The following is a 19,048-nucleotide window of genomic DNA, read 5'->3' on the forward strand; positions in this document are numbered from 1 at the left end:
GGTCCGGGCTGAAATCGTTCTCGATGCGCCTCGTCTCCGTTCTTCGCACGCTCGTCCCGGCAACAGTGCTCGCCATCGTCGTGGCCGGATGCGCGGGAACCGGCGTCGGCGGCGACGACAGCGGTCCGCCGCACCGCGGCGGCACCCTCAAGTACGGACTCTCCCTCGCGCCGACGTGCGCCGATCCCGCGCAGTCGTCGAGCAACCAGACCATCTACGTCACCCGTCAGGTCGTCGACTCGCTCACCGACCAGAACCCTCGGACCGGCCAGATCGTGCCGTGGCTCGCGCAGAGCTGGCAGGTCGATCCCACCTCGCGCGAATTCACCTTCCGCCTGCGTCCCGGCGTGACGTTCAGCGACGGCACCCCGGTCGACGCCACCGCGGTCCAGCGCACCTTCGATGCGATCGTGACGACCCTCGGCGGGGTGAAGGCGCCGCTGCCGGCGAGTTACCTCGCCGGGTACACCGGGACCACCGTCATCGATCCGCTCACCGCGCGGGTCACGTTCTCCGCCCCGAACGCGCAGTTCCTGCAGGCGTCGGCGACACCGCAGCTCGGCATCCTCGCGGCGTCGACCAACGCAGAGTCGGCCGAGACGCGATGCCAGTCGGGCATCGTGGGATCCGGGCCCTTCACCTACGCCGACTATCAGCAGGACCGTTCGGCGAAACTGGTCCGCCGCACCGGATACGCCTGGGGTTCGGCCGCGTTCGGCCACACCGGTGAGACCTATCTCGACGCGATCCAGTTCACCGTCGTCCCTGAGTCGGGGGTGCGGACGGGCAGCGTGTCCTCGGGTCAACTCGACGCCGTCAGCGACGCGCTGCCGCAGGACGCCCCGCTGATCGAGAACACCGGTGGCGCCATCCGGACCACGCCGAACCCCGGCCTGACGTTCGGGATCCAACCCAACGTCTCCCGCGGCGTCCTCGCCGATCCCGCCGTGCGGCGGGCCCTGATCCCGGCCATCGACCGGCAGGAACTTGTCGACACCGTGCTCGGCAAGGACTTCCTGCTCGCGACCGGTGTGCTGTCGGTGAAGACGCCGGGCCACCAGCGGTCCGAGACGGTGACCTTCGATCCCGAGCGGGCGAGATCGATACTGCAGCAGGCGGGCTGGACGCCGGGATCGGACGGTGTCCGGACGAAGAACGGCACCCGGTTGAGCTTCTCGATCCTGTTCAGCGCGGTGTTCGCCGGCAACCAGACGATCCTCGAACTCGTGCAGCAGCAACTGCGCAAGGTCGGGGTGGACGCCCGACTCGATCTGGTGTCGCTACCCGAGTCGACCTCGCGGCAGAACAGCGGCGACTACGACGCCACGTACTACAACTCGACCCGCGGCGACGGGGACATCCTGCGCACCTCGTTCTCGGTGACGCAGCGGAACCTGAACCAGCAGCGTGTACCGAACGCGGCGCTCGAGCAGGCGTTCGTCGGCGAACTCTCGACCACCGACGTGGCCGCCCGCAACCGCTTCTTCGCGCAGGCCCAGCAGCAGATCCTCGACAACGGTCTGTGGATCCCGACCATCGAGCTGTCCCAGGCGATCGGTGTCGGACCCCGCGCGCATGCCGTCACCTTCGACGCGTCGGCCCGGCTGCAGTTCTACGACACCTGGGTGAACGGAGGCTGATGACATGGCCCGATATCTGACTCTGCGTGTGCTGCAGGCGATCGGTGTGCTGTGGGCGGCGTTCACGGTGTCGTTCATCGTGCTGTTCCTGCTGCCGTCGGATCCGGTGAGCCTCGCCGCCGAGGGTGGCGGCGCGGGTACGCCGGTCGACAAGGCCGCGATCGCCGAGCTGCAGGCCCGCTACGGACTCGACAAGCCTGTGCTGGAACAGTATTGGACCGCGCTGTCCCACGCCGTTCGCGGCGATCTCGGCGTCTCCATCTCCACCGGACAGACGGTCACCGGAGCCATCGCCGCCGCGATCCCGAGCACCCTGGCACTCGCCGCGACGGCCCTGGCCCTGGCCGTCGTCGGCGGCGGGCTCCTCGCCTTCCTCGGCGTATACACCCGCGCCCGCCGGCTGCGCACCCTGCTGCTGTCGCTGCCGCCGCTCGGGGTCGCCGTACCGACCTTCTGGGTGGGACTCATCCTGCTGCAGTGCTTCTCGTTCGGGCTCCCGGTGTTCCCGGCGTTCGGCGATCGCACCCCGGCCGCCGTCGTCCTCCCGGCCATCACGCTGGCCATCCCCACGGGAGCCGTCATCGCGCAGGTGCTGGCGAACTCGCTGGCCTCGACGTGGCGCGAGCCGTTCGTCGAGGTCGCCGCGACCAAGGGTGCGTCGCGGTGGTACATCCACACCCGCCACGTGTTCCGGCTCGCGACCGTTCCGGCGCTGACTATCGCGGGTGTGCTCGTCGGCGAACTGCTCGCCGGATCGGTGGTCGTCGAGACCGTGTTCGCGCGAGCCGGTGTCGGGCGGCTCACGCAGACGTCGGTGCTGTCCCAGGACATCCCGGTGGTCCAGGGTGTCGTCGTGCTGACGTCACTGGTCTACGTCGTGGTGACCCTGGCCGTCGACATCGTCTACCCGTTCATCGATCCCCGGATCGTCGAGGGCAGACGCGGTCGATCCGAGTCCGCCACCACCACGACCGAGGCGACGACGGAGGAGGCCCATGTCTGACCAACTGGTCATCGACACACCCCGGCTCGACGAGTCGACCGGGGCACGACCGACTCCGCGCCCCGTTCGACGCCGGTTCTCCCCGTCGCGATGGGGCGGTCGGGCATCGGTCGCCGTGTCCGGAGTGGTGGTCCTCCTCGTCATCGGCTGGGCGGCCGTGCCGTCGCTGTTCGCGAGCGGCGACCCGCTCACCGGAACCCCGCGGGACAAGTTGCAGCCACCGAGTACGTCCCACTGGTTCGGGACCGACAACATCGGCCGCGACGTGTACACCCGCGTCGTGCACGGGTCGCAGCTGTCGCTGTCCGCGACGCTGCTCGCCGTCGGTCTCGCGCTCGTCGTGGGGTCGCTCATCGGGTTGCTGGCCGGCGCGATCGGTGGTGCCGTGGACGCGCTGCTGATGCGCATCGTCGATGTGTTGCTGTCGATCCCGCTGCTGTTGATGTCCCTCGCCCTGGTCACCGCACTCGGATTCGGGACCGTCAACGTCGCCATCGCGGTCGGCGTCACGATGGTCGCGAGTTTCGCGCGGGTCATGCGATCGGAGGTCCTGAGGGTGCGACGCGCTCCGTACGTCGAGGCGGCGTTCGCCGTCGGGTCGCGGTGGCCGCGCGTGTTGGTGCAGCACATCCTGCGCAACGCGTGCGCGCCCGTGATCGGGCTGGCGGCGGTCCAGTTCGGGTTGGCCGTGCTCGCGGTCTCGGCGCTGAGTTTCCTGGGCTACGGCGCGAAACCACCGACGCCGGAATGGGGTTCGCTGGTGTCGGAGGGGCGCAACTATCTCGCGACGGCGTGGTGGCTGACCACCGTGCCCGGTCTGGTCATCGTCGCGGTGGTCCTCAGTGCGCATCGGCTGGGTCACGCCGTCGGGGAGCGTCGATCGTGACGCGCGGGCCCCTGCTCGCGATCCGCGGGCTCCGGATCGCCTACGGCGACACCGAGGTGGTGCACGGTGTGGATCTCACCGTCGACCGGGGCGAAGTCGTCGCGCTGGTCGGCGAATCCGGTTCGGGCAAGACCACACTGGCGCACGCGGTGGTCGGACTGTTGCCCGCCGGCGGGCGCGTCACCGGCGGTGAGATCCGGTTCGACGGCGAGCGCATCGACTCCGCACCGGCACGTCGTCTCGAGAAGCTGCGCGGAGCGCACATCGGTGTCGTGCCCCAGGACCCGACGTCGTCGCTGAACCCGGTGCGGCGCATCTGTGACCAGGTGGCCGAGATCCTGCGGATCCATGGGCGGGCGAACCGACGCACCGCCGCCCTCGAGGCGGTCCGCATCCTCGACGAGGCGGGCATCGACCGCCCCGAGGTCCGTGCCCGACAGCACCCGGCCGAGCTGTCCGGTGGGCAACGACAACGCGTCCTCATCGGCATCGCGCTGGCGTGCTCCCCGGAGCTGGTGATCGCCGACGAGCCCACCAGCGCACTCGATGTCACCGTCCAGAAACGGATCCTCGATCACCTCGACGACCGTGTCGACTCCACCGGCGCCTCCGTCCTGTTCATCACCCACGACCTGGGGGTCGCGGCCGATCGGGCCGATCGGATCGTCGTCCTGCGTGACGGCGTCGTCGTCGAGGACGGGCCGACCGCGCAGGTTCTCGCCTCGCCCGAGCAGGAGTACACCGCGCACCTCGTGGCCGCGGCGCCGAGCCTGTCGCGGGCACGGACGCGCCGGACACCGGTGCGGGTCGACGGGACCCCGCTGCTGTCGCTGCGCGAGCTGGGCAAGACCTTCCGTGCCGGTGGTGAGAAGCTCGTCGCCGTCGACGGTGTGTCCCTCGAGATCCGTCGTGGACAGACGATGTCGCTGGTGGGGGAGAGCGGTTCGGGGAAATCCACCACCGCACGCATCGCCGCACGACTGGAGACGCCCACCACCGGGTCGGTGCATTTCGACGGCGCCGACGTCACCTCGGCACGGGGCAGATCGCTGCGAGACTTCCGTCGCCGTGTCCAGTTCGTGCACCAGAACCCGTTTCTGTCGCTCGACCCGAGCGTGTCGGTCGGTGACACGATCGCCGAACCGTTGCGGGCCTTCGGTATCGGTGACCGATCCGGTCGTCGGACACGGGTCGCCGAACTGCTGGCGAGCGTGTCGTTGCCGACCGACGTCGCCGACCGCCGGCCTGCCCGTCTCTCCGGAGGCCAGCGTCAGCGGGTCGCGATCGCGCGGGCACTGGCCCTCGAGCCCGACCTGGTGATCCTCGACGAACCCGTGTCCGCTCTCGACGTGTCGGTGCAGGCGACGATCCTGGACCTGCTCGACGATCTGCAGCGCGACCTCGGTCTGACCTATCTGTTCATCTCGCACGACCTCGCGGTCGTGCGCCAGATCAGCGACGACGTCGCCGTCATGCGGTCGGGGCGCATCGTCGAGCAGGGCGACGCGGAGTCGGTGTTCGACTCCCCGTCGCATCCCTACACGGCCGAACTCCGTGATGCGGTCCCCGGGCGGGACCATGTGCCCGATCGACGAAGTTAGCTGCCCGATCGACGGCGTTACCTGCCCGATGGACGGCGTTAGCTGCCCGGTCGACGAATTTAGCTGCCCGATCGGGGTGGTCAGGGGCGCGGAGCGACCTCGTCGAGGACGGCGAGGATCTGGCGCACCAGGTCGTCGATGTCGGCGTCGGTGGTGTCGATGGTGATGTCCGGGTTCGTCGGCGCCTCGTAGGGCGCGTCGATGCCGGTGAGGCCCTTCAGTTCCCCCGCACGGGCGCGTGCGTAGAGCCCCTTGGGATCGCGGCGCTCGCACTCGGCGAGCGGGGTGGCCACCGCGACCTCGACGAACGGCAGGTCTGCGGCGTCGTTGAGGGCGCGTGCGATGGCCCGATCGGATTCCAACGGCGACACCAGCGACGCGATGGCGACCACGCCCGCGTCGGCGAGCAGTCGCGTGAGGTGCCCGACCCGACGGATGTTCTCCGCGCGGTCACCCGGGGTGAAGCCGAGATCGTCGGACAGTCCGTGGCGCACGTTGTCGCCGTCGAGCAGGTATGCGGTGCGTCCGGATTCGACGAGTGCACGTTCGAGCGCCACCGCGACCGTCGACTTGCCCGAGGCGGGCAGGCCGGTGAGCCACACCGTCGCGCCCGACTGGCCGGTCGCGCCCCAGCGGTGGGTCCGGTTGAGCGCCGAGGGATGCCATTTGACGTCCTTGCGGACCTGGGCGCCGGGCTTCACCTCGCGGGCGTCGAGGATGGTGCCCGCGCCCACGGTGTCGTTGGTGGTCTCGTCGATGAGGATGAACGCGCCGGCGTCACGGTTGCCGACGTACGGGTCGGCCACCACGATGGAACTGGTACGCAGCGTCACGACGCCGATGTCGTTGAGCGCCAACTCGACCGGGCCGTCCTGCTCGTCGAGCGTCTCGGGGTCGAGCCGCGACGACAGGGCCTGCACGGTGGCGCGCACGGTCGTCGCGGTGTGCTTGAGCGACAACCGATCCCCGGCCCGCAGCGGGGTCTCGCCGAACCAGCAGACGGTGGCGTCGAGCTCGCGTGCCAACACCGGGACGTGGGCCGCGTCGTCCCCGCTGACGAGCACATCCCCGCGACCGATGTCGATGTCGTCGGCGAGTTGGACCGCCACCGACAGCGGGGCGACCGCGACGTCGCGGTCGTCGTCGAGCGTGTCGAGGGCGGTGACGGTGCTGCGAGAACCCGACGGCAGCGCCACGATCGGGTCGCCGACGGCGAGCGTGCCCGCCGACAACCGACCCGTGTAGCGACGACGCTCGGTGCCCACCGGCCGCGACACCCACTGCACGGGCAGCCGCAGCTCGGTCGCCTGTGCCGAGGGGGCGACGAGTTCGATCGACTCGAGGTACTCGAGCAGGGTGGGTCCGGTGTACCAGGGCGTGTTCTCCGACCGGTGGACCACATTGTCACCGTCCTTGGCGGCCAACGGGATCACCGTCAGCTCGGCGCCACCGAGACGTTCTGCGAGCGTGGCGAGTTCGGTCTCGACCGCGCGGAACTTCTGCTCGTCGTATCCGATGAGGTCGATCTTGTTGACCGCGGCGACGAGGTGTCTGACGTTGAGCAGCGTCGCGATCCGGGCGTGCCGACGGGTCTGACGGAGCACCCCGGCGCTCGCGTCGACCAGCAGGATCGCCACGTGCGCGGTGGAAGCGCCCGTGAACATGTTGCGCGTGTAGCGCTCGTGCCCGGGTGTGTCGGCGAGTATGTAGTTGCGGGTCTCGGTGGAGAAGAAGCGGTAGGCGACATCGATGGTGATGCCCTGCTCCTGCTCGGCGCGCAGACCGTCCGACAGCGCCGCGAGGTCGGGGACACCGTCTTTGAGCACCGCCTCGATGTGGTCGAGGGGCAAGCTGTCGGTGTCGAACATGAGACGTCCGATGAGCGTGGACTTGCCGTCGTCGACCGAACCGGCCGTGGCCAGGCGCAGCAGTTGGCGGTGAGCGTGGGTCGTCATCAGAAGTATCCTTCGCGTTTGCGGTCTTCCATCGCCGCGATCGATGTGCGGTCGTCGGCGCGGGTCTCGCCGCGTTCGGACACCGTGGCGGCCGAGATCTCGGCGATCACGCCGGCGATGTCGGTGGCGTGCGAGCGCACGGCACCGGTGATGGTGAGGTCACCGACAGTGCGGTAGCGGACCCACTCCACGGCGGCGCTCTCCGACTCACCCGGCGACGTGAACTCCGATGTCGCCAGCAGGATCCCGTCACGCTCGAACACCTCGCGCTCGTGCGCGAAGTAGATCGACGGCAGCTCGAGCTCCTCGAGTTCGATGTAGCGCCAGATGTCGAGCTCGGTCCAGTTGCTCAGCGGGAACACGCGCACCTGCTCGCCCCGGCGGATGCGGCCGTTGTACAACGACCACGGTTCGGGTCGCTGAGCGCGCGGATCCCACTGCCCGAACTCGTCGCGGAAGCTCAGCACCCGCTCTTTCGCGCGGGCGCGTTCCTCGTCGCGACGGGCGCCGCCGAACGCGGCGTCGTAGCGGCCGGCCTCCAGCGCGTCGAGCAGCGTGCGCGTCTGCAGGCGGTTGCGAGATGCGTTGGGGCCGCCGATCTCCTGGGCGCGCCCGGAGTCGATCGACTCCTGCACCGAACCGACCACCAGGGTGTGGCCGGCGTCGCCGAGGCGGCGGTCGCGGAACTCGATGACCTCCGGGAAATTGTGGCCGGTGTCGACATGGAGCACCGGGAACGGCAGCGGCGACGGCCGAAAGGCTTTCTCGGCCAACCGCAGCAGCACGATGGAGTCCTTGCCGGCGGAGAAGAGCAGCACGGGCCGTTCGAGTTCGGCCACCACCTCACGGATGATGTGCACCGACTCGGCCTCCAGGGCCCGCAGTTCGTCGACGTGGGTGGTGTCGTCGGTGAGCGTGGGCACGGTCATGCGGACGCTCCTTTCTCGAGGGGTTCGGTGCCGTGACTGTCGCGTTGGTATCGGGCGATCCAGTCCGACGATCGTGCGTTGGCCTGGCGCTGCAGCACCGGCGGCGGGGCGAGACCGGGGTCGAGGTCCAGCGCCTCGAGCACTCTCGCCACCTCGGAGGTGGTGTCGGCGGCGAGTCGTCGGTAGTCGATCTCGATGGGGGAGATGTCGGCCTCGGCGAACCAGCGTCGCCAGCTGCGTTCCTGGTCGGCGAGGATCCGGTGCAGATGGGCGATTCCGCCCGCGTGGTACTCGGCGCGGGCATCGACCTCGGGGTCGGCGGCACCGCGCCACACGCGGGTCTGTACCGCCCGCCACATCGAGACGGCCTGCGCGGCGATGTCGTCGCGGTACACGTGGACGTAGAGGACGTCGGGACCGAGCAGGTCGGAGATCGCCGAGCGCAGGTCTGTGCCCGAACGGTTCGGCAGACCGGCGGCGTGCGCGGTGAGCAGCGGCGTCTGGTTCCACATCAGCTTGCCGCCCCACACGCCGTTGTCGGTGGCGCCGACACTCCGGATACGTGCCGCCCACTCCTGCGCGGTCTCGGTCTGCGGTGTCCCGGGTTCGAGGGGGTCGAGCAGACGCAGGATCGAGTCGTCGGTGACACCGGCGAACCACTCGCGCGGTTGCGGGGCGAGGTCGCTGTGGGGCAGGTACTGGAAGAACTCCTCGGGGTGCCCGGCCTGGCCGGTGGCGCGCAGGGACTCCACGAGCAGCGTGCTGCCGCTGCGTTGGGTCGCGAGCACCAGGTAGGCGCGCGGTCGGGTCGTCATCTGCGGAATACTAGTCACCCTGCAGCGCGACTGCGCACCAGTGGTTTTGGCTCACGCTGGGTCCAAATCTCGACGGCAGGGGCGGTCAGCGCAGGCGGGGTGGATCGGTCGTGTCGGGCACCGCCGCCCACGCGACGAGACCCGCCACGTCGAGCCCGTACGGCGGGTCGGCGGTGAACGGCCGCAGACCCTGCGCTCCCCGACGCAGCAACCGGTCGGCGCCCACGGGGCGTCCGCGTAGTCGGTGGGTGAGGCCGACGGCCAGCTGCGCCAGCGACTTCCACAGCTCGGCGTCGTGCGCCCCTCGATCGCGCGCGGCCTTCCACGCGTCCTCGAACACCTCGTGGGCGTGAAAGGGCCGACCGGAGTTCAGGAGTTCCTGCGCCTGCTCGATCGTCTCGGAGACACTGCGCACGACGCCCTCGGGCGCGCGGGGCACGCCCTCGGCCCCCCGCGGCAACGGTCGGCCCAGCCCGTCACGGGGTCGGGCGTTGCGTGGGCGACCGTCGGGATCCCGGTCCCGTCGCTCGCCGCCGGTTGCGGTCATCTGCCCACCCTGTCACGGCACTAAGTTGCATTATTTTCGGTCACATCGCCGTTGACGCCCGCGGCGCCACGGCAGCAGGGTGAGAGCCAGGCAACAGAAGGGCTCACACATGGACGCCATCACATTCGCACGCACCATCCGTGAACGTCGCGAGTCGATCGGATACTGGGTGACGCTCGATGCGCCGCCTGCCACCGAGCGCATCGCACGCGTCGGCTACGACTTCGTCTGCCTCGACGAGCAGCACGGGATGATGGGCTACGCGGGCATCCTCAACGGGATGATGGCGATCGACGCCGGCCGTACCGCCGTCGGCCTCGTCCGCGTCGGGGAGAACTCCGAACGCCTCATCGAGCGTGCCCTCGACGCGGGCGCGGTGGGCGTCATCGTGCCGATGGTCAACACCGCCGCCGACGCGGTGCACGCGGTCGCCGCGACCCGCTACGCCCCGCTGGGTGTGCGCTCCTACGGACCGGCACGGTCGGCGCTGCGTATCGGTCCGCGCCCTGCCGAGGCCAACGAGGCGACCGTCGTGATCGCGATGATCGAGACCCTCGAGGCGCTCGAGAACATCGAATCCATCTGTGCCGTCGACGGACTCGACGGGGTGTACGTCGGACCGTCGGATCTGTCGATCGCGCTCGGCGGTGCGTATCCGTACGACCCGTCGATCGGTGAGGTGTACGAGCAGGCCTTGGCCACCGTCGCCGACACCGCCCGCCGTCACGGCGTCGCCGCAGGGATCCACGCCCCCGACGGCGCCACCGCGGCCCTGCGGATCGACCGCGGCTACACCTTCGTCTGCATCGCCAACGACCTCGCCCACCTCGAGGTGGCCGCGGCCACCCACCTGCACGCCGCGCGGGTGGGGGTGCGGAACGCCGAGACCGTCTCGCGCTGAGCCGTTCTCAGGTCAGGCGCACGCCCGAGATGGCGCGCGCGATGACGAGCTGCTGGATCTGCTCGGTGCCCTCGAAGATGTCGAAGATCTTGGCGTCACGGTGCATCCGCTCCACCGGGTACTCACGGGTGTAGCCGACGCCGCCGAGGATCTGGATCGCGCGCTCGGTCGACCACACCGCGACGCGACCGGCCTTGAGCTTGCTCATCGACCCCTCGGCCGCGGCGAACGGCTGCTTCGCCGCACCCATCCACGCGGCGCGACGCACCAGCAGTCGTGCCGCGTCGATCTCGGTGGCCATGTCGGCGAGCATGAACGAGATCGCCTGGTTCTCGATGATCGGCTTGCCGAACACCACGCGATCCTTGGCGTAGTCGAGGGCGTACTCGTAGGCGGCCCGCGCGACGCCGATCGCCATCGCGCCGACGGTGGGTCGGGTCGTCTCGAAGGTCGCCATCGCGGCCTGGGCACCGGTCTTGCGGCCCTCCTTCGCGCGGGCGATCTTGGCGTCGAGCTTCTCCTTGCCGCCGAGCAGGGCGCTGCCGGGGACACGGACGTCGTCGAAGAAGATGTCGGCGGTGTTCGAGGCGTGCAATCCGTGCTTGCGCAGCTTCTTCGGTGAGGCGATGCCCGCGGTGTCGGACTTCAGCACGAACGCGGCCTGTCCCCGCGAACCGAGACCGGGTTCGACGACGGCCTGCACCACCAGCACATCGGCGATGCCGCCGTTGGTCACCCACGCCTTCTGGCCCGAGATCACCCACTCGTCGGAGGCCTCGTCGTACTTGGCGGTGGTCCGCATGTTCGCGACGTCGGAACCGGCTTCGGGCTCCGAGGAGCAGAACCCGGCGACCTTCACGTCGTCGGCCGAGCCGTAGCACTGGGGAACCCACTCGATGATCTGCTCGAGCGTTCCCGCAGCGGCGATCCCGGCGGCGGCCAGGCCGGTGCCCATGATGGCCAGGCCGATGCCACCGTCACCCCAGAACAGTTCCTCGGTGAGGATCGGGAAACTCTGGCCGCTCTCGTCCTCGCGCAGGTTCGACATGATCTCGAAGCCGTAGAGCCCCGCCTTCGCGGCCTCCTGCAGCACCGGCCACGGCGTCTCCTCGCTCTCGTCGTACTCCGCCGCGGCGGGCCGGATCGTCTTCTCGGCGAACTCGTGCGCCCAGTCGCGCAACGTGATGTGGTCGTCGGTCAGAGCCAGCGAGAACGTCATCGAACGCCTTTCTTGCAGGTGAGGATCGGCGCGGGTGACGCGATCTCCTCGACTCTAGGGGCGGGGGTCGTGCTGTGCCGAGGGATCGGGCCCAAGACCGGTCATCGCCCGTCGAAAGGTGTCGGTGTGCTGTGACGTTCTCCCATCCGCCGGTGTCGGAGGTGGGCCGTACCGTGCGCACATGGACCCCGACATCGCGCGAGGTCGACTCGCCGCCGAACGTGCCGACGCGTCGGCGCTCAATCGGGTCGATGCGCGCCCGGCTCTCAGCGGTCGTCGACGCCGCGGTCGATGACCACGCCGACGACGAACACGACCCGGAAGGCTCGACGCTCGCGTTCGAGCGGGGACAGCTCGTCGCCCAGATCGAGCGGTCGACCGAGCGTGTCGCCGAGGTCGACACTGCACTTGCCCGGCTCGCGGACGGCATCTACGGCCGGTGCCTCGACTGCGGGGGCGACATCGCCGAGGTCCGACTCGAGGCCCTGCCCGCCACCGGGGTCTGCATCACCTGCGCGTCACGCCGTCATCGATCACGCTGGTGACGTCGGATACTTGCAGCGTGAAGTAATCGACTGCTACTTTTTCACTTCACGTATGAAGTGAAAGTCGCTTCGTTCCCACTGCTGGAGGACCCATGAACACCACTGTCCCGCGCGACATCGCCCTGCTTCTCGCCCGCGTCGGGGTGGGGGTCGTCTTCCTCGCCCACGGACTGCAGAAACTCGACGTGTGGGGATACGCGGGAACCAAGACCGCGTTCGCGGGGATGGGTGCGCCGGCCCCCGGGGTCTCGGCGTTCCTCGCCACCTGGGTGGAGATCCTCGGCGGGATCGCGCTCATCGCAGGGCTTCTCACGCCGATCTTCGCGATCCTGCTCGTCGCGGACATGATCGGGGCCTACTTCATCGCGCACATCGGCAACGGGATCTGGATCTCCGACGGTGGCTACGAGCTGGTGCTCGGCCTCGGTGCCGCGGCGCTGGTCATCGCGGCCGTCGGTGCCGGCCGGTTCAGTGTCGACGGAGCCCTGGGCGCGCGCCTGCCCTGGGCGCGCCGAACGGTCGCCGCCGAGCGCGAGCGGGTCACCGCGGCCTGACCGACCCTGGCGGTCGGCGCCTCAGCGGTCCTCGTCGTCGAGCGAGGACCGCAGGCGCCTGCCGATCTCGCGGAGCTGTCGGATCTGTGCGGAGGTCAGGGGATCGAAGACCAACCGCCGCACGGCCTCGACGTGTCCGGGTGCGGCATCGACGAGGACCTGCAGGCCGTCGTCGGTGAGCGAGGCCAACGTGAAGCGGCCGTCGGAGGGGTCGGTGGCGCGGGTCAGCCATCCCCGCTTCTCCATCCGCGCGGTCACCTGCGACAGCCGCGGGAGCTGACCCTCGGTCACCACGGCGAGATCGCTCATCCGCAGCGTGCGTTCGGGGGCCTGCGACAACCCTGCCAGCACCTGGTATTCGAAGTGGGTGAGGCCCGAGTCCCGCTGCAGCTGTCGACCGAGGGCGGCGGGCAACCGGATCATCACCGTGGTCAGCGCCATCCACGATTCGAGCTCGTCGGTGTCGAGCCAGCGCGTGGGGTCCTCCGGTGTGGGGTCGGCCATGCCGGGAGCGTACTGCAGGCGCGAAAACCCCGGCGCCAGAACCGACTTGCGCCGGCGGGGACGCCTGTCGGGAGGCGTCGTCGGATCATCGTGTCCGATTCCGAGGAACCTGGGGTGTGATCGCCGTTACACTCGCGATCACTCGACGCCAGGCAGAGGAGTTCCGATGACCGCCGATCTCGACCCGGGTCCACAGACCGTCACCGACGGTCGGGGTCTGCTCCCGGACTTCGTCACGCGGTGGGCGCACGAACGTCCCGACGCCACCGCCATCACCTACGGCGACACCTCGTGGACGTGGGAGCAGTGGGACCTGCGGATCCGACGCCTCACCGGGGCGCTGCGCGCGGCGGGCATCGGGCGAGGTGACACCGTCGCCTTCGTCGACAAGAACCACCCCGCGTGCCTCGAGGTCACCTTCGCCGTCGCCGCCCTCGGTGCCGCGGTCGCCATCGTCAACTGGCGCCAGGCCGGCGACGAGCTCGTCCACGTTCTCGTCGACAGCGGGTCGACGATGGTGTTCGCCGGTGCGGAGTTCGCCGAGTCAGTCGAGGCGGTGGCCGACCGTACCCCGGCCGTCACGCGGACTCTGGTGGTCGGCGGCGAGGGCGCCGACGACTACGAGTCCTTCCTGGCCGCGGGCGAGCCGACCCCGGCCGGTGCCGATGTCGTCGACACCGATGCGCTGCTGGTCATCTACAGCTCCGGCACCACCGGTCGGCCCAAGGGTGTCGTCCTCGATCAGCGTGCGCTGATCACCCACACCGTCGACAACGGCGACGTGTTCCCCTACGCCGCAGGCGACATCAGCCTCGTCGCGATGCCGCTGTTCCACGTCGGCGGGATCTCGTACGCGTTCATCGGGATCCGTGCCGGGGTACCGAGCATCATGACCCGTGAGCCCGACGCGGCGTCGCTGGTCGGGGCCTTCGTGGCCGGCGCCACGCACGCCTTCTTCGTGCCGCCGGTGCTCGCCGGTTTCCTCGCCGCGGGTGACGGCGCGATCGGCGCGTTCGGCAAGCTCAAGTTCGTGGGCTACGGCGCCGCGCCGATGCCGCTGCCACTACTGCAACGGGCGCTGAACGCCTGGCCGCACATCGATTTCGTCCAGGTCTACGGGCAGACCGAGATCGCGGGCGTGGCCACCGTTCTGCGTCCGGAGGTGCATCGCGATCCCGCCCGCGAACACCTGCTGGTGTCGGTCGGCACCGCGCTCCCCGGTGTCGAGATCCGCGTGGTCGACGTGGTGTCGGGCGAGGACGTGGCCGCAGGCGAGGAGGGCGAGATCTGGCTGCGCACAGTGCATGCCATGACCGGGTACCTCAACCGGCCCGACGCCACCGCCGAGACCATCACCCCCGAGGGCTGGTTGCGCACCGGCGACATCGGGCGCATGGACGCCGACGGATACGTCTTCGTCGACGACCGGATCAAGGACATGATCATCACCGGCGGCGAGAACGTGTACGGGCCCGAGGTGGAGCGCGTGCTCATGGAACACCCCTCGGTCACCGACGCCGCGGTGATCGGCGTCCCCGACGAGCGGTGGGGCGAATCGGTGAAGGCGGTGGTCGTGGTGTCGGCCCCCATCGATGCCAACGAGGTCATCGCGTTCTGTCGCACCCGCCTCGCCGGATACAAGTGCCCGCGCACGGTCGACGTGATCGATGCGCTGCCGCGCAACCCCAGCGGCAAGATCCTCAAACGCGAGCTGCGTGCCCCGTTCTGGGAGGGTCAGGGCCGCCGCGTCTGAAACGCACCCCGCGCGTGCGCGGTGCGCGGTGTCGTTGGACAGTGGGGTGATGGACAGCAGCGGGGCCACCATCGACCTCACCGGTGACGACCCGAGCGTGCGTGCCCGGATCGCCGACCGCCTCGCGGCGTTTCCCTTCACCCGGGTGGACCCGCCCGACACCCGGCGCGCCGCGGTGGTCATCGCGGTCACCTCCGTCGACGGTGTCCACGGGATCTGGCTGACCAAGCGGCCCGATCGGATGCGCGAGCACCCCGGCCAGTACGCGCTGCCCGGAGGGCGTCTCGACCCGGGTGAGGACGACATCGACGCCGGGTTGCGGGAACTGCACGAGGAGATCGGCGTGACCGCCGGCCGCGACGACGTCATCGGTCGGCTCGACGACTACCCGACACGCTCGGGCTACGTGATGGCGCCCATCGTGGTGTGGGCCGGACCCGACCGCGTGACCACGCTGAACGAGGACGAGGTCGCCACCCTCTTCTTCATCCCGATGGACGAGGTCGCGGTGGAGCCGCGATTCATCTCGATACCGGAGTCGCCGCGGCCGGTGATCCAGCTGCCGATCGTGGGTGCGCTGGTGCACGCTCCGACCGCCGCGGTGATCTACCAGTTCGCCGAGGTGGTCCTCGCGGGGCGGGCGACGCGGGTGGACGAGCTCGAACAGCCGGTGTTCGCCTGGCGCTGACCTGCGCACACCGACTGTTCACCATGAATGTGCGCCCCGGTGGAATACATCCGGACCGCGGTCCGGTTGAATGGGTGTCAGCAACGCGAACCGCCCCGGTTCACACCATCCCTGTAGGAGAAACCTCATGGCCGACACCATCACCACCACCGATCTCGCCGCGGGCACCTGGAACATCGATCCGGTCCACTCGGCGATCGCCTTCTCGGTCCGCCACCTCGTCGTCAGCAAGGTGCGGGGCACGTTCGACACCTTCAGCGGCGCGATCACCATCGCCGCCGACGGCACCCCGTCGGTCACCGCCGAGATCGACGTCACCTCGATCAACACCAAGAACGAGCAGCGCGACGGCCACATCAAGTCCGCCGACTTCTTCGACGCCGACACCCACCCCACGGCCACCTTCGTCTCGAAGTCGGTCGCGAAGAAGGGCGGCGACTACGTCCTCACCGGCGACTTCACCCTCAAGGGCGTCACCAAGTCGGTCGATCTCGACCTCGAGTTCAACGGCGTCAACCCCGGCATGGGCCACGGTGAGGTCGCGGGCTTCGAGGCCTCGGTCGAGTTGAACCGCAAGGACTTCGGCATCGACATCGACATGCCGCTCGAGACCGGCGGCGCCGTGGTCGGCGACAAGATCACCATCACCCTCGAGATCGAGGCACTCAAAGCTGCCTGACAGCGGGCCCGGCGCTCAAAGATCGGCGCGGCCATCCTTGCAGACGCGAGGGTGGCCGCGCCAATCCTTTTCCGGGGCAATCAAATCAGTCGACGTGCCTGAACGAGACGTCTACCTTCATCGGTGAAATGTGTTGCAGGAAAACACCGATCGGAGGAGAGACGATGAGTGCATCACACGTTGCATGGACGCCCCGCGGCCTCGACCTGCGGTCGGTGTGGACGCGTCTGCGTCCGCGGCGCGAGCCGGTGGAGCTGACCGGCGAGGAACGGCTGCAACGACATCTGCGTCGACAGAACCGGCGTGAGATCGAGCGTGCCGCGTACCGCGCGGCCTACCACCAGCTCGTGCTCCGCCGCTGATCGATCAGCGGGGCGCGATGCCGTGCACCAGCAGGTCGACGAGGCCGGTCAGATACTCCTCGTCGACCTGTTGGTGCGTGAGGAGCAGTCGTGCGTAGATCGGCGCGTAGAGCGACTCGAGCGCGAGCCGGTGATCGACGGTGTCGGTGATCTCGCCGCGGGCCACGGCTCGCTCGAGGATCACCCCGACGGTGGTCATGCGGTCGTCGACGAGTCGCTGCCGCGCCTCGTCGAGCCGGTCGAAGTCGATCGACATGGTCGCCAGGCGCAGCAGGGCCTTGCTCTGCGGCGCCGAGAGCGAGTCGCGCAGCCCGATCGTGAGCTCGAACAGGTCGCTGCGGAGGTTCCCGGTGTCGGGAACGGTCACCGAACCGATGTCGATGTGGCTGAGCAGCGCATCGGTGATGAGCTGTTCCTTGGTTTTCCAGCGCCGGTAGACCGATGTCACATGTACGCCCGCGGCCTCGGCCACCGATGCGATCGTGACACCGTCGAAACCGGTGTTGAGCAGTTCGTTCACCGCGGCGTTGAGCACCCCGTCGACAACCGCTTTGCCGCGGCGATGGGTCTTCTGGGGGGTTGCCACGCGGCCGAGCCTAACGCAATGTCGGTTGCGTTATGTACGCTTTCGCAAAAGCTATTGCGTTAGACGATGCGGACTCGGGGGAGGCGGTGATCGAGATGACAGGACGTGCGACGGCGCGGGTGCGTCGGCTCGGTGGCCGCAGCGCGCGCGAGCGCCTCCTCAACCCCTCCCGACTCCCGGGTTTCGGCCTGGTGCGGTCGGTCGCCGGTGACTATCCGTTCGCCGGGCGCGACTGGGAGTCGATCGATCCGGCCGAACGACGGACCGTGGCACGTCGGCTCATGACGATCGCGGTACTCGGCATCGTGGTCGCCAATGTCGCGGTCGGCATCGAGACGGTCATCCTTGTCGCCCTGGTCACCAGTGGCGGCGATCTGTCGTTGATCTCCGAGGACGGGACGTCGATCGTCGCGGTCACCCTCGCGCTGATCGTCGGGGTGGTCGTCGACCTCATCGCCGGCGTCTCGATGGTGCGCCCGCAGACCGCGTGGTTCACCAGCGGTGCGCCCGCCGACGCCCATCGCCGACGCTCGGTGCAACGGATGCCCATGCACGGCGTCGTCGCGACCGCGATGGGCTGGGCCGCCGGTGTCCTGACGTACGCGGTGGTCAGCGCCGACGCATCACCCATCCAGATGGCCATCGTCAGCTGCGCCTTCGCGCTCGCCGGCGCGTCCTCGGGTTGTGTCACCTACATGGTGCTCGAGCGCGCGGGCCGTCCCGTGGTCGCCGCGGCCATGCGTGACGCCCCGCCGCGTCGCCCCATGCTCGGCGTTCGCGAACGCATGATCGTGCTCTGGGTGGTGTGCAGCGGCGTGCCCCTGGTCGGGATGCTGATGATGAACATCGGCCGTGCGATCGGCTGGGTGCCGCCGAGCCACACCGCACTCGACGTCCCCACCGTGGTCCTCGCCGCGGTCTGTCTCCTCAGTGGTGCCCGCGCGATCGCGCTGGTGTCGAAGTCGATCACCGACCCCCTGCGCGGTATGCGGCGTGCCGTCGACCGTGTGGGGGAGGGCGAATACGACACGAAGGTCGACGTCTACGACTCGTCCGAACTCGGCGTGCTACAGCACGGCTTCAACGAGATGGTGGACGGCCTCACCGAACGCGAGCGGCTGCGCGATCTGTTCGCGCGCCACGTCGGCAGCGAGGTCGCCGCGCAGGCGCTGTCGCACGACGTCGGCATGCACGGCGTCAACACCGACGTCGGTGTGCTGTTCGTCGACATCGAGGGATCCACCCGATTCGCCGAGTCGGCCGACCCCACCGTGGTCGCCGAGATGCTCAACCGGTTCTTCACCATCGTCGCCGAGGTCGTCGAACGCCACCACGGCTTCATCAACAAGTTCGAGGGCGACGCCGCCCTCGCGGTGTTCGGTGCACCCAACGCCATCGACGACCCGTCGGCCGCGGCGTTGCGCGCCGCCCGGGAACTCGGTGCCGAACTCGAGGCGCTGCACCCGTTGCGGGTGGGTATCGGTGTGTCCGCCGGGCGCGTGTTCGCCGGCAACATCGGCGCCGAGACCCGCTACGAGTACACCGTGATCGGCGATCCGGTGAACGAGTGCGCGCGCCTCGCCGAGGTGGCGAAGAGCGCCAAGTCCAACGTGCTCGCCGGCGGTGCGGCGGTCGCGGATCTGCTCGGCGATGCACCCGCGACCGGCGACGAGGACGACGACGACGCCGGATCCGAGATCGTGGCGCACGACGAGATGTGGGAATGGGTGTCGATGGGTGCGGTCACCCTGCGCGGCCGGGGCGCGGCGACCGAGCTGTTCGCCCCGATCGACCTCCTGCCCGACGGGGAGTCGCCGATCACCGAGCTCGTCGACGGACTGATCCGCAAGCCCCTGTCGATCCTGCGCGGCCGCCGCTGAG

19 protein-coding genes are annotated in these 19,048 nt (G+C 69.4%); 12 read left to right on the plus strand and 7 right to left on the minus strand.

All coding sequences use genetic code 11. From position 1 onward, the window contains the following. Positions 1–23: 23 nt before the first annotated feature. The 4 genes from ASG12_RS06800 to ASG12_RS06815 are packed head-to-tail and all read left to right on the plus strand — an operon-like array spanning position 24 to position 5,130. Complete coding sequence (locus ASG12_RS06800) at positions 24–1,640, plus strand: ABC transporter substrate-binding protein (protein ID WP_055786674.1); 1,617 nt, start codon at positions 24–26, stop codon at positions 1,638–1,640. A gap of 4 nt (positions 1,641–1,644) precedes the next feature. After that, positions 1,645–2,643: an ABC transporter permease gene (locus ASG12_RS06805; RefSeq protein ID WP_055786677.1), complete on the plus strand. Its 999-nt coding sequence runs from the start codon at positions 1,645–1,647 to the stop codon at positions 2,641–2,643. Then, positions 2,636–3,529 carry an ABC transporter permease gene (locus ASG12_RS06810; RefSeq protein ID WP_055786681.1) on the plus strand — a complete coding sequence of 298 codons (894 nt, stop codon included), beginning with the start codon at positions 2,636–2,638 and terminating at the stop codon, positions 3,527–3,529. Before ASG12_RS06805 ends, ASG12_RS06810 begins: the two co-directional genes overlap by 8 nt. Further along, positions 3,526–5,130 (plus strand): dipeptide ABC transporter ATP-binding protein, encoded by a 1,605-nt coding sequence (locus tag ASG12_RS06815; RefSeq protein WP_055786683.1) that lies wholly within the window; start codon positions 3,526–3,528, stop codon positions 5,128–5,130. The genes ASG12_RS06810 and ASG12_RS06815 overlap by 4 nt, the downstream gene beginning before the upstream one ends. A gap of 80 nt (positions 5,131–5,210) precedes the next feature. Here ASG12_RS06815 and cysC read toward each other — a convergent pair whose 3' ends face one another. The 4 genes from cysC to ASG12_RS06835 form a co-directional block, all read right to left on the minus strand. Next, positions 5,211–7,085 carry an adenylyl-sulfate kinase gene (gene cysC, locus ASG12_RS06820; protein ID WP_055786686.1) on the minus strand — a complete coding sequence of 625 codons (1,875 nt, stop codon included), beginning with the start codon at positions 7,083–7,085 and terminating at the stop codon, positions 5,211–5,213. Continuing rightward, positions 7,085–8,014, minus strand: a complete 930-nt coding sequence (gene cysD, locus ASG12_RS06825; protein ID WP_055786689.1) for a sulfate adenylyltransferase subunit CysD — start codon at positions 8,012–8,014, stop codon at positions 7,085–7,087. Before cysD ends, cysC begins: the two co-directional genes overlap by 1 nt. Next, entirely contained in the window at positions 8,011–8,829 is an 819-nt protein-coding gene (gene stf0, locus ASG12_RS06830; RefSeq protein WP_055786691.1) for a trehalose 2-sulfotransferase, read from the minus strand. The genes cysD and stf0 overlap by 4 nt, the downstream gene beginning before the upstream one ends. A gap of 85 nt (positions 8,830–8,914) precedes the next feature. Beyond that, the gene (locus tag ASG12_RS06835; protein ID WP_055786694.1) at positions 8,915–9,376 is read right to left on the minus strand and encodes a DUF309 domain-containing protein; all 462 of its coding nucleotides are present in this window, start codon (positions 9,374–9,376) and stop codon (positions 8,915–8,917) included. Between the two features lie 109 nt (positions 9,377–9,485). Between ASG12_RS06835 and ASG12_RS06840 the strand changes: the two genes are divergently transcribed. Continuing rightward, a complete protein-coding gene (locus ASG12_RS06840; RefSeq protein WP_055786697.1) occupies positions 9,486–10,277 on the plus strand; it encodes an HpcH/HpaI aldolase family protein in 792 nt (263 codons plus the stop codon). 7 nt (positions 10,278–10,284) lie between these two features. On the opposite strand, the gene ASG12_RS06845 is transcribed toward ASG12_RS06840, so the two are convergent. Next, positions 10,285–11,496, minus strand: coding sequence for an acyl-CoA dehydrogenase family protein (locus ASG12_RS06845; protein WP_055786700.1), 1,212 nt, complete (start codon positions 11,494–11,496; stop codon positions 10,285–10,287). Positions 11,497–11,627: 131 nt separating this feature from the next. Between ASG12_RS06845 and ASG12_RS06850 the strand changes: the two genes are divergently transcribed. Beyond that, on the plus strand, positions 11,628–12,041 hold the full coding sequence (locus tag ASG12_RS06850) for a TraR/DksA family transcriptional regulator (RefSeq protein WP_327197937.1): 414 nt from the start codon (positions 11,628–11,630) through the stop codon (positions 12,039–12,041). A 92-nt stretch (positions 12,042–12,133) separates the two neighbouring features. Then, positions 12,134–12,595 carry a DoxX family protein gene (locus ASG12_RS06855; protein ID WP_055786702.1) on the plus strand — a complete coding sequence of 154 codons (462 nt, stop codon included), beginning with the start codon at positions 12,134–12,136 and terminating at the stop codon, positions 12,593–12,595. Positions 12,596–12,616: 21 nt separating this feature from the next. Here the strand turns inward: ASG12_RS06855 and ASG12_RS06860 are convergent, their stop codons facing one another. After that, positions 12,617–13,099 carry a MarR family winged helix-turn-helix transcriptional regulator gene (locus ASG12_RS06860; protein WP_055786705.1) on the minus strand — a complete coding sequence of 161 codons (483 nt, stop codon included), beginning with the start codon at positions 13,097–13,099 and terminating at the stop codon, positions 12,617–12,619. 166 nt (positions 13,100–13,265) lie between these two features. On the opposite strand from ASG12_RS06860, the gene ASG12_RS06865 reads away from it, so the two are divergent. The 4 genes from ASG12_RS06865 to ASG12_RS21575 all read left to right on the plus strand — a co-directional run bounded on the left by ASG12_RS06865 (position 13,266) and on the right by ASG12_RS21575 (position 16,581). Next, complete coding sequence (locus ASG12_RS06865) at positions 13,266–14,852, plus strand: AMP-binding protein (RefSeq protein ID WP_055786708.1); 1,587 nt, start codon at positions 13,266–13,268, stop codon at positions 14,850–14,852. A 49-nt stretch (positions 14,853–14,901) separates the two neighbouring features. Beyond that, a complete protein-coding gene (locus tag ASG12_RS06870; RefSeq protein WP_055786712.1) occupies positions 14,902–15,540 on the plus strand; it encodes an NUDIX hydrolase in 639 nt (212 codons plus the stop codon). A gap of 127 nt (positions 15,541–15,667) precedes the next feature. Next, positions 15,668–16,219 carry a YceI family protein gene (locus ASG12_RS06875; protein WP_055786715.1) on the plus strand — a complete coding sequence of 184 codons (552 nt, stop codon included), beginning with the start codon at positions 15,668–15,670 and terminating at the stop codon, positions 16,217–16,219. A 164-nt stretch (positions 16,220–16,383) separates the two neighbouring features. Then, positions 16,384–16,581: a hypothetical protein gene (locus tag ASG12_RS21575; RefSeq protein WP_156377947.1), complete on the plus strand. Its 198-nt coding sequence runs from the start codon at positions 16,384–16,386 to the stop codon at positions 16,579–16,581. Between the two features lie 4 nt (positions 16,582–16,585). Here the strand turns inward: ASG12_RS21575 and ASG12_RS06880 are convergent, their stop codons facing one another. Beyond that, the gene (locus tag ASG12_RS06880) at positions 16,586–17,167 is read right to left on the minus strand and encodes a TetR/AcrR family transcriptional regulator (RefSeq protein WP_055786718.1); all 582 of its coding nucleotides are present in this window, start codon (positions 17,165–17,167) and stop codon (positions 16,586–16,588) included. Between the two features lie 95 nt (positions 17,168–17,262). Between ASG12_RS06880 and ASG12_RS06885 the strand changes: the two genes are divergently transcribed. Beyond that, a complete protein-coding gene (locus ASG12_RS06885) occupies positions 17,263–19,047 on the plus strand; it encodes an adenylate/guanylate cyclase domain-containing protein (protein ID WP_082501794.1) in 1,785 nt (594 codons plus the stop codon). The last annotated feature ends 1 nt before the right edge of the window (position 19,048 follow it).

The organism is Williamsia sp. Leaf354 (assembly GCF_001424365.1).
Lineage (GTDB): Bacteria > Actinomycetota > Actinomycetes > Mycobacteriales > Mycobacteriaceae > Williamsia_A.

Bases quoted from the DNA above. Each gene is read 5' to 3' on its own strand.
- ASG12_RS06800 (WP_055786674.1), top strand. From the start codon at position 24: ATGCGCCTCGTCTCCGTTCTTCGCACGCTCGTCCCGGCAACAGTGCTC.
- ASG12_RS06805 (WP_055786677.1), top strand. From the start codon at position 1,645: ATGGCCCGATATCTGACTCTGCGTGTGCTGCAGGCGATCGGTGTGCTG.
- ASG12_RS06810 (WP_055786681.1), top strand. From the start codon at position 2,636: ATGTCTGACCAACTGGTCATCGACACACCCCGGCTCGACGAGTCGACC.
- cysC (WP_055786686.1), bottom strand. From the start codon at position 7,085: ATGACGACCCACGCTCACCGCCAACTGCTGCGCCTGGCCACGGCCGGT.
- cysD (WP_055786689.1), bottom strand. From the start codon at position 8,014: ATGACCGTGCCCACGCTCACCGACGACACCACCCACGTCGACGAACTG.
- stf0 (WP_055786691.1), bottom strand. From the start codon at position 8,829: ATGACGACCCGACCGCGCGCCTACCTGGTGCTCGCGACCCAACGCAGC.
- ASG12_RS06835 (WP_055786694.1), bottom strand. From the start codon at position 9,376: ATGACCGCAACCGGCGGCGAGCGACGGGACCGGGATCCCGACGGTCGC.
- ASG12_RS06840 (WP_055786697.1), top strand. From the start codon at position 9,486: ATGGACGCCATCACATTCGCACGCACCATCCGTGAACGTCGCGAGTCG.
- ASG12_RS06845 (WP_055786700.1), bottom strand. From the start codon at position 11,496: ATGACGTTCTCGCTGGCTCTGACCGACGACCACATCACGTTGCGCGAC.
- ASG12_RS06855 (WP_055786702.1), top strand. From the start codon at position 12,134: ATGAACACCACTGTCCCGCGCGACATCGCCCTGCTTCTCGCCCGCGTC.
- ASG12_RS06860 (WP_055786705.1), bottom strand. From the start codon at position 13,099: ATGGCCGACCCCACACCGGAGGACCCCACGCGCTGGCTCGACACCGAC.
- ASG12_RS06865 (WP_055786708.1), top strand. From the start codon at position 13,266: ATGACCGCCGATCTCGACCCGGGTCCACAGACCGTCACCGACGGTCGG.
- ASG12_RS06870 (WP_055786712.1), top strand. From the start codon at position 14,902: ATGGACAGCAGCGGGGCCACCATCGACCTCACCGGTGACGACCCGAGC.
- ASG12_RS06875 (WP_055786715.1), top strand. From the start codon at position 15,668: ATGGCCGACACCATCACCACCACCGATCTCGCCGCGGGCACCTGGAAC.
- ASG12_RS21575 (WP_156377947.1), top strand. From the start codon at position 16,384: ATGAGTGCATCACACGTTGCATGGACGCCCCGCGGCCTCGACCTGCGG.
- ASG12_RS06885 (WP_082501794.1), top strand. From the start codon at position 17,263: ATGACAGGACGTGCGACGGCGCGGGTGCGTCGGCTCGGTGGCCGCAGC.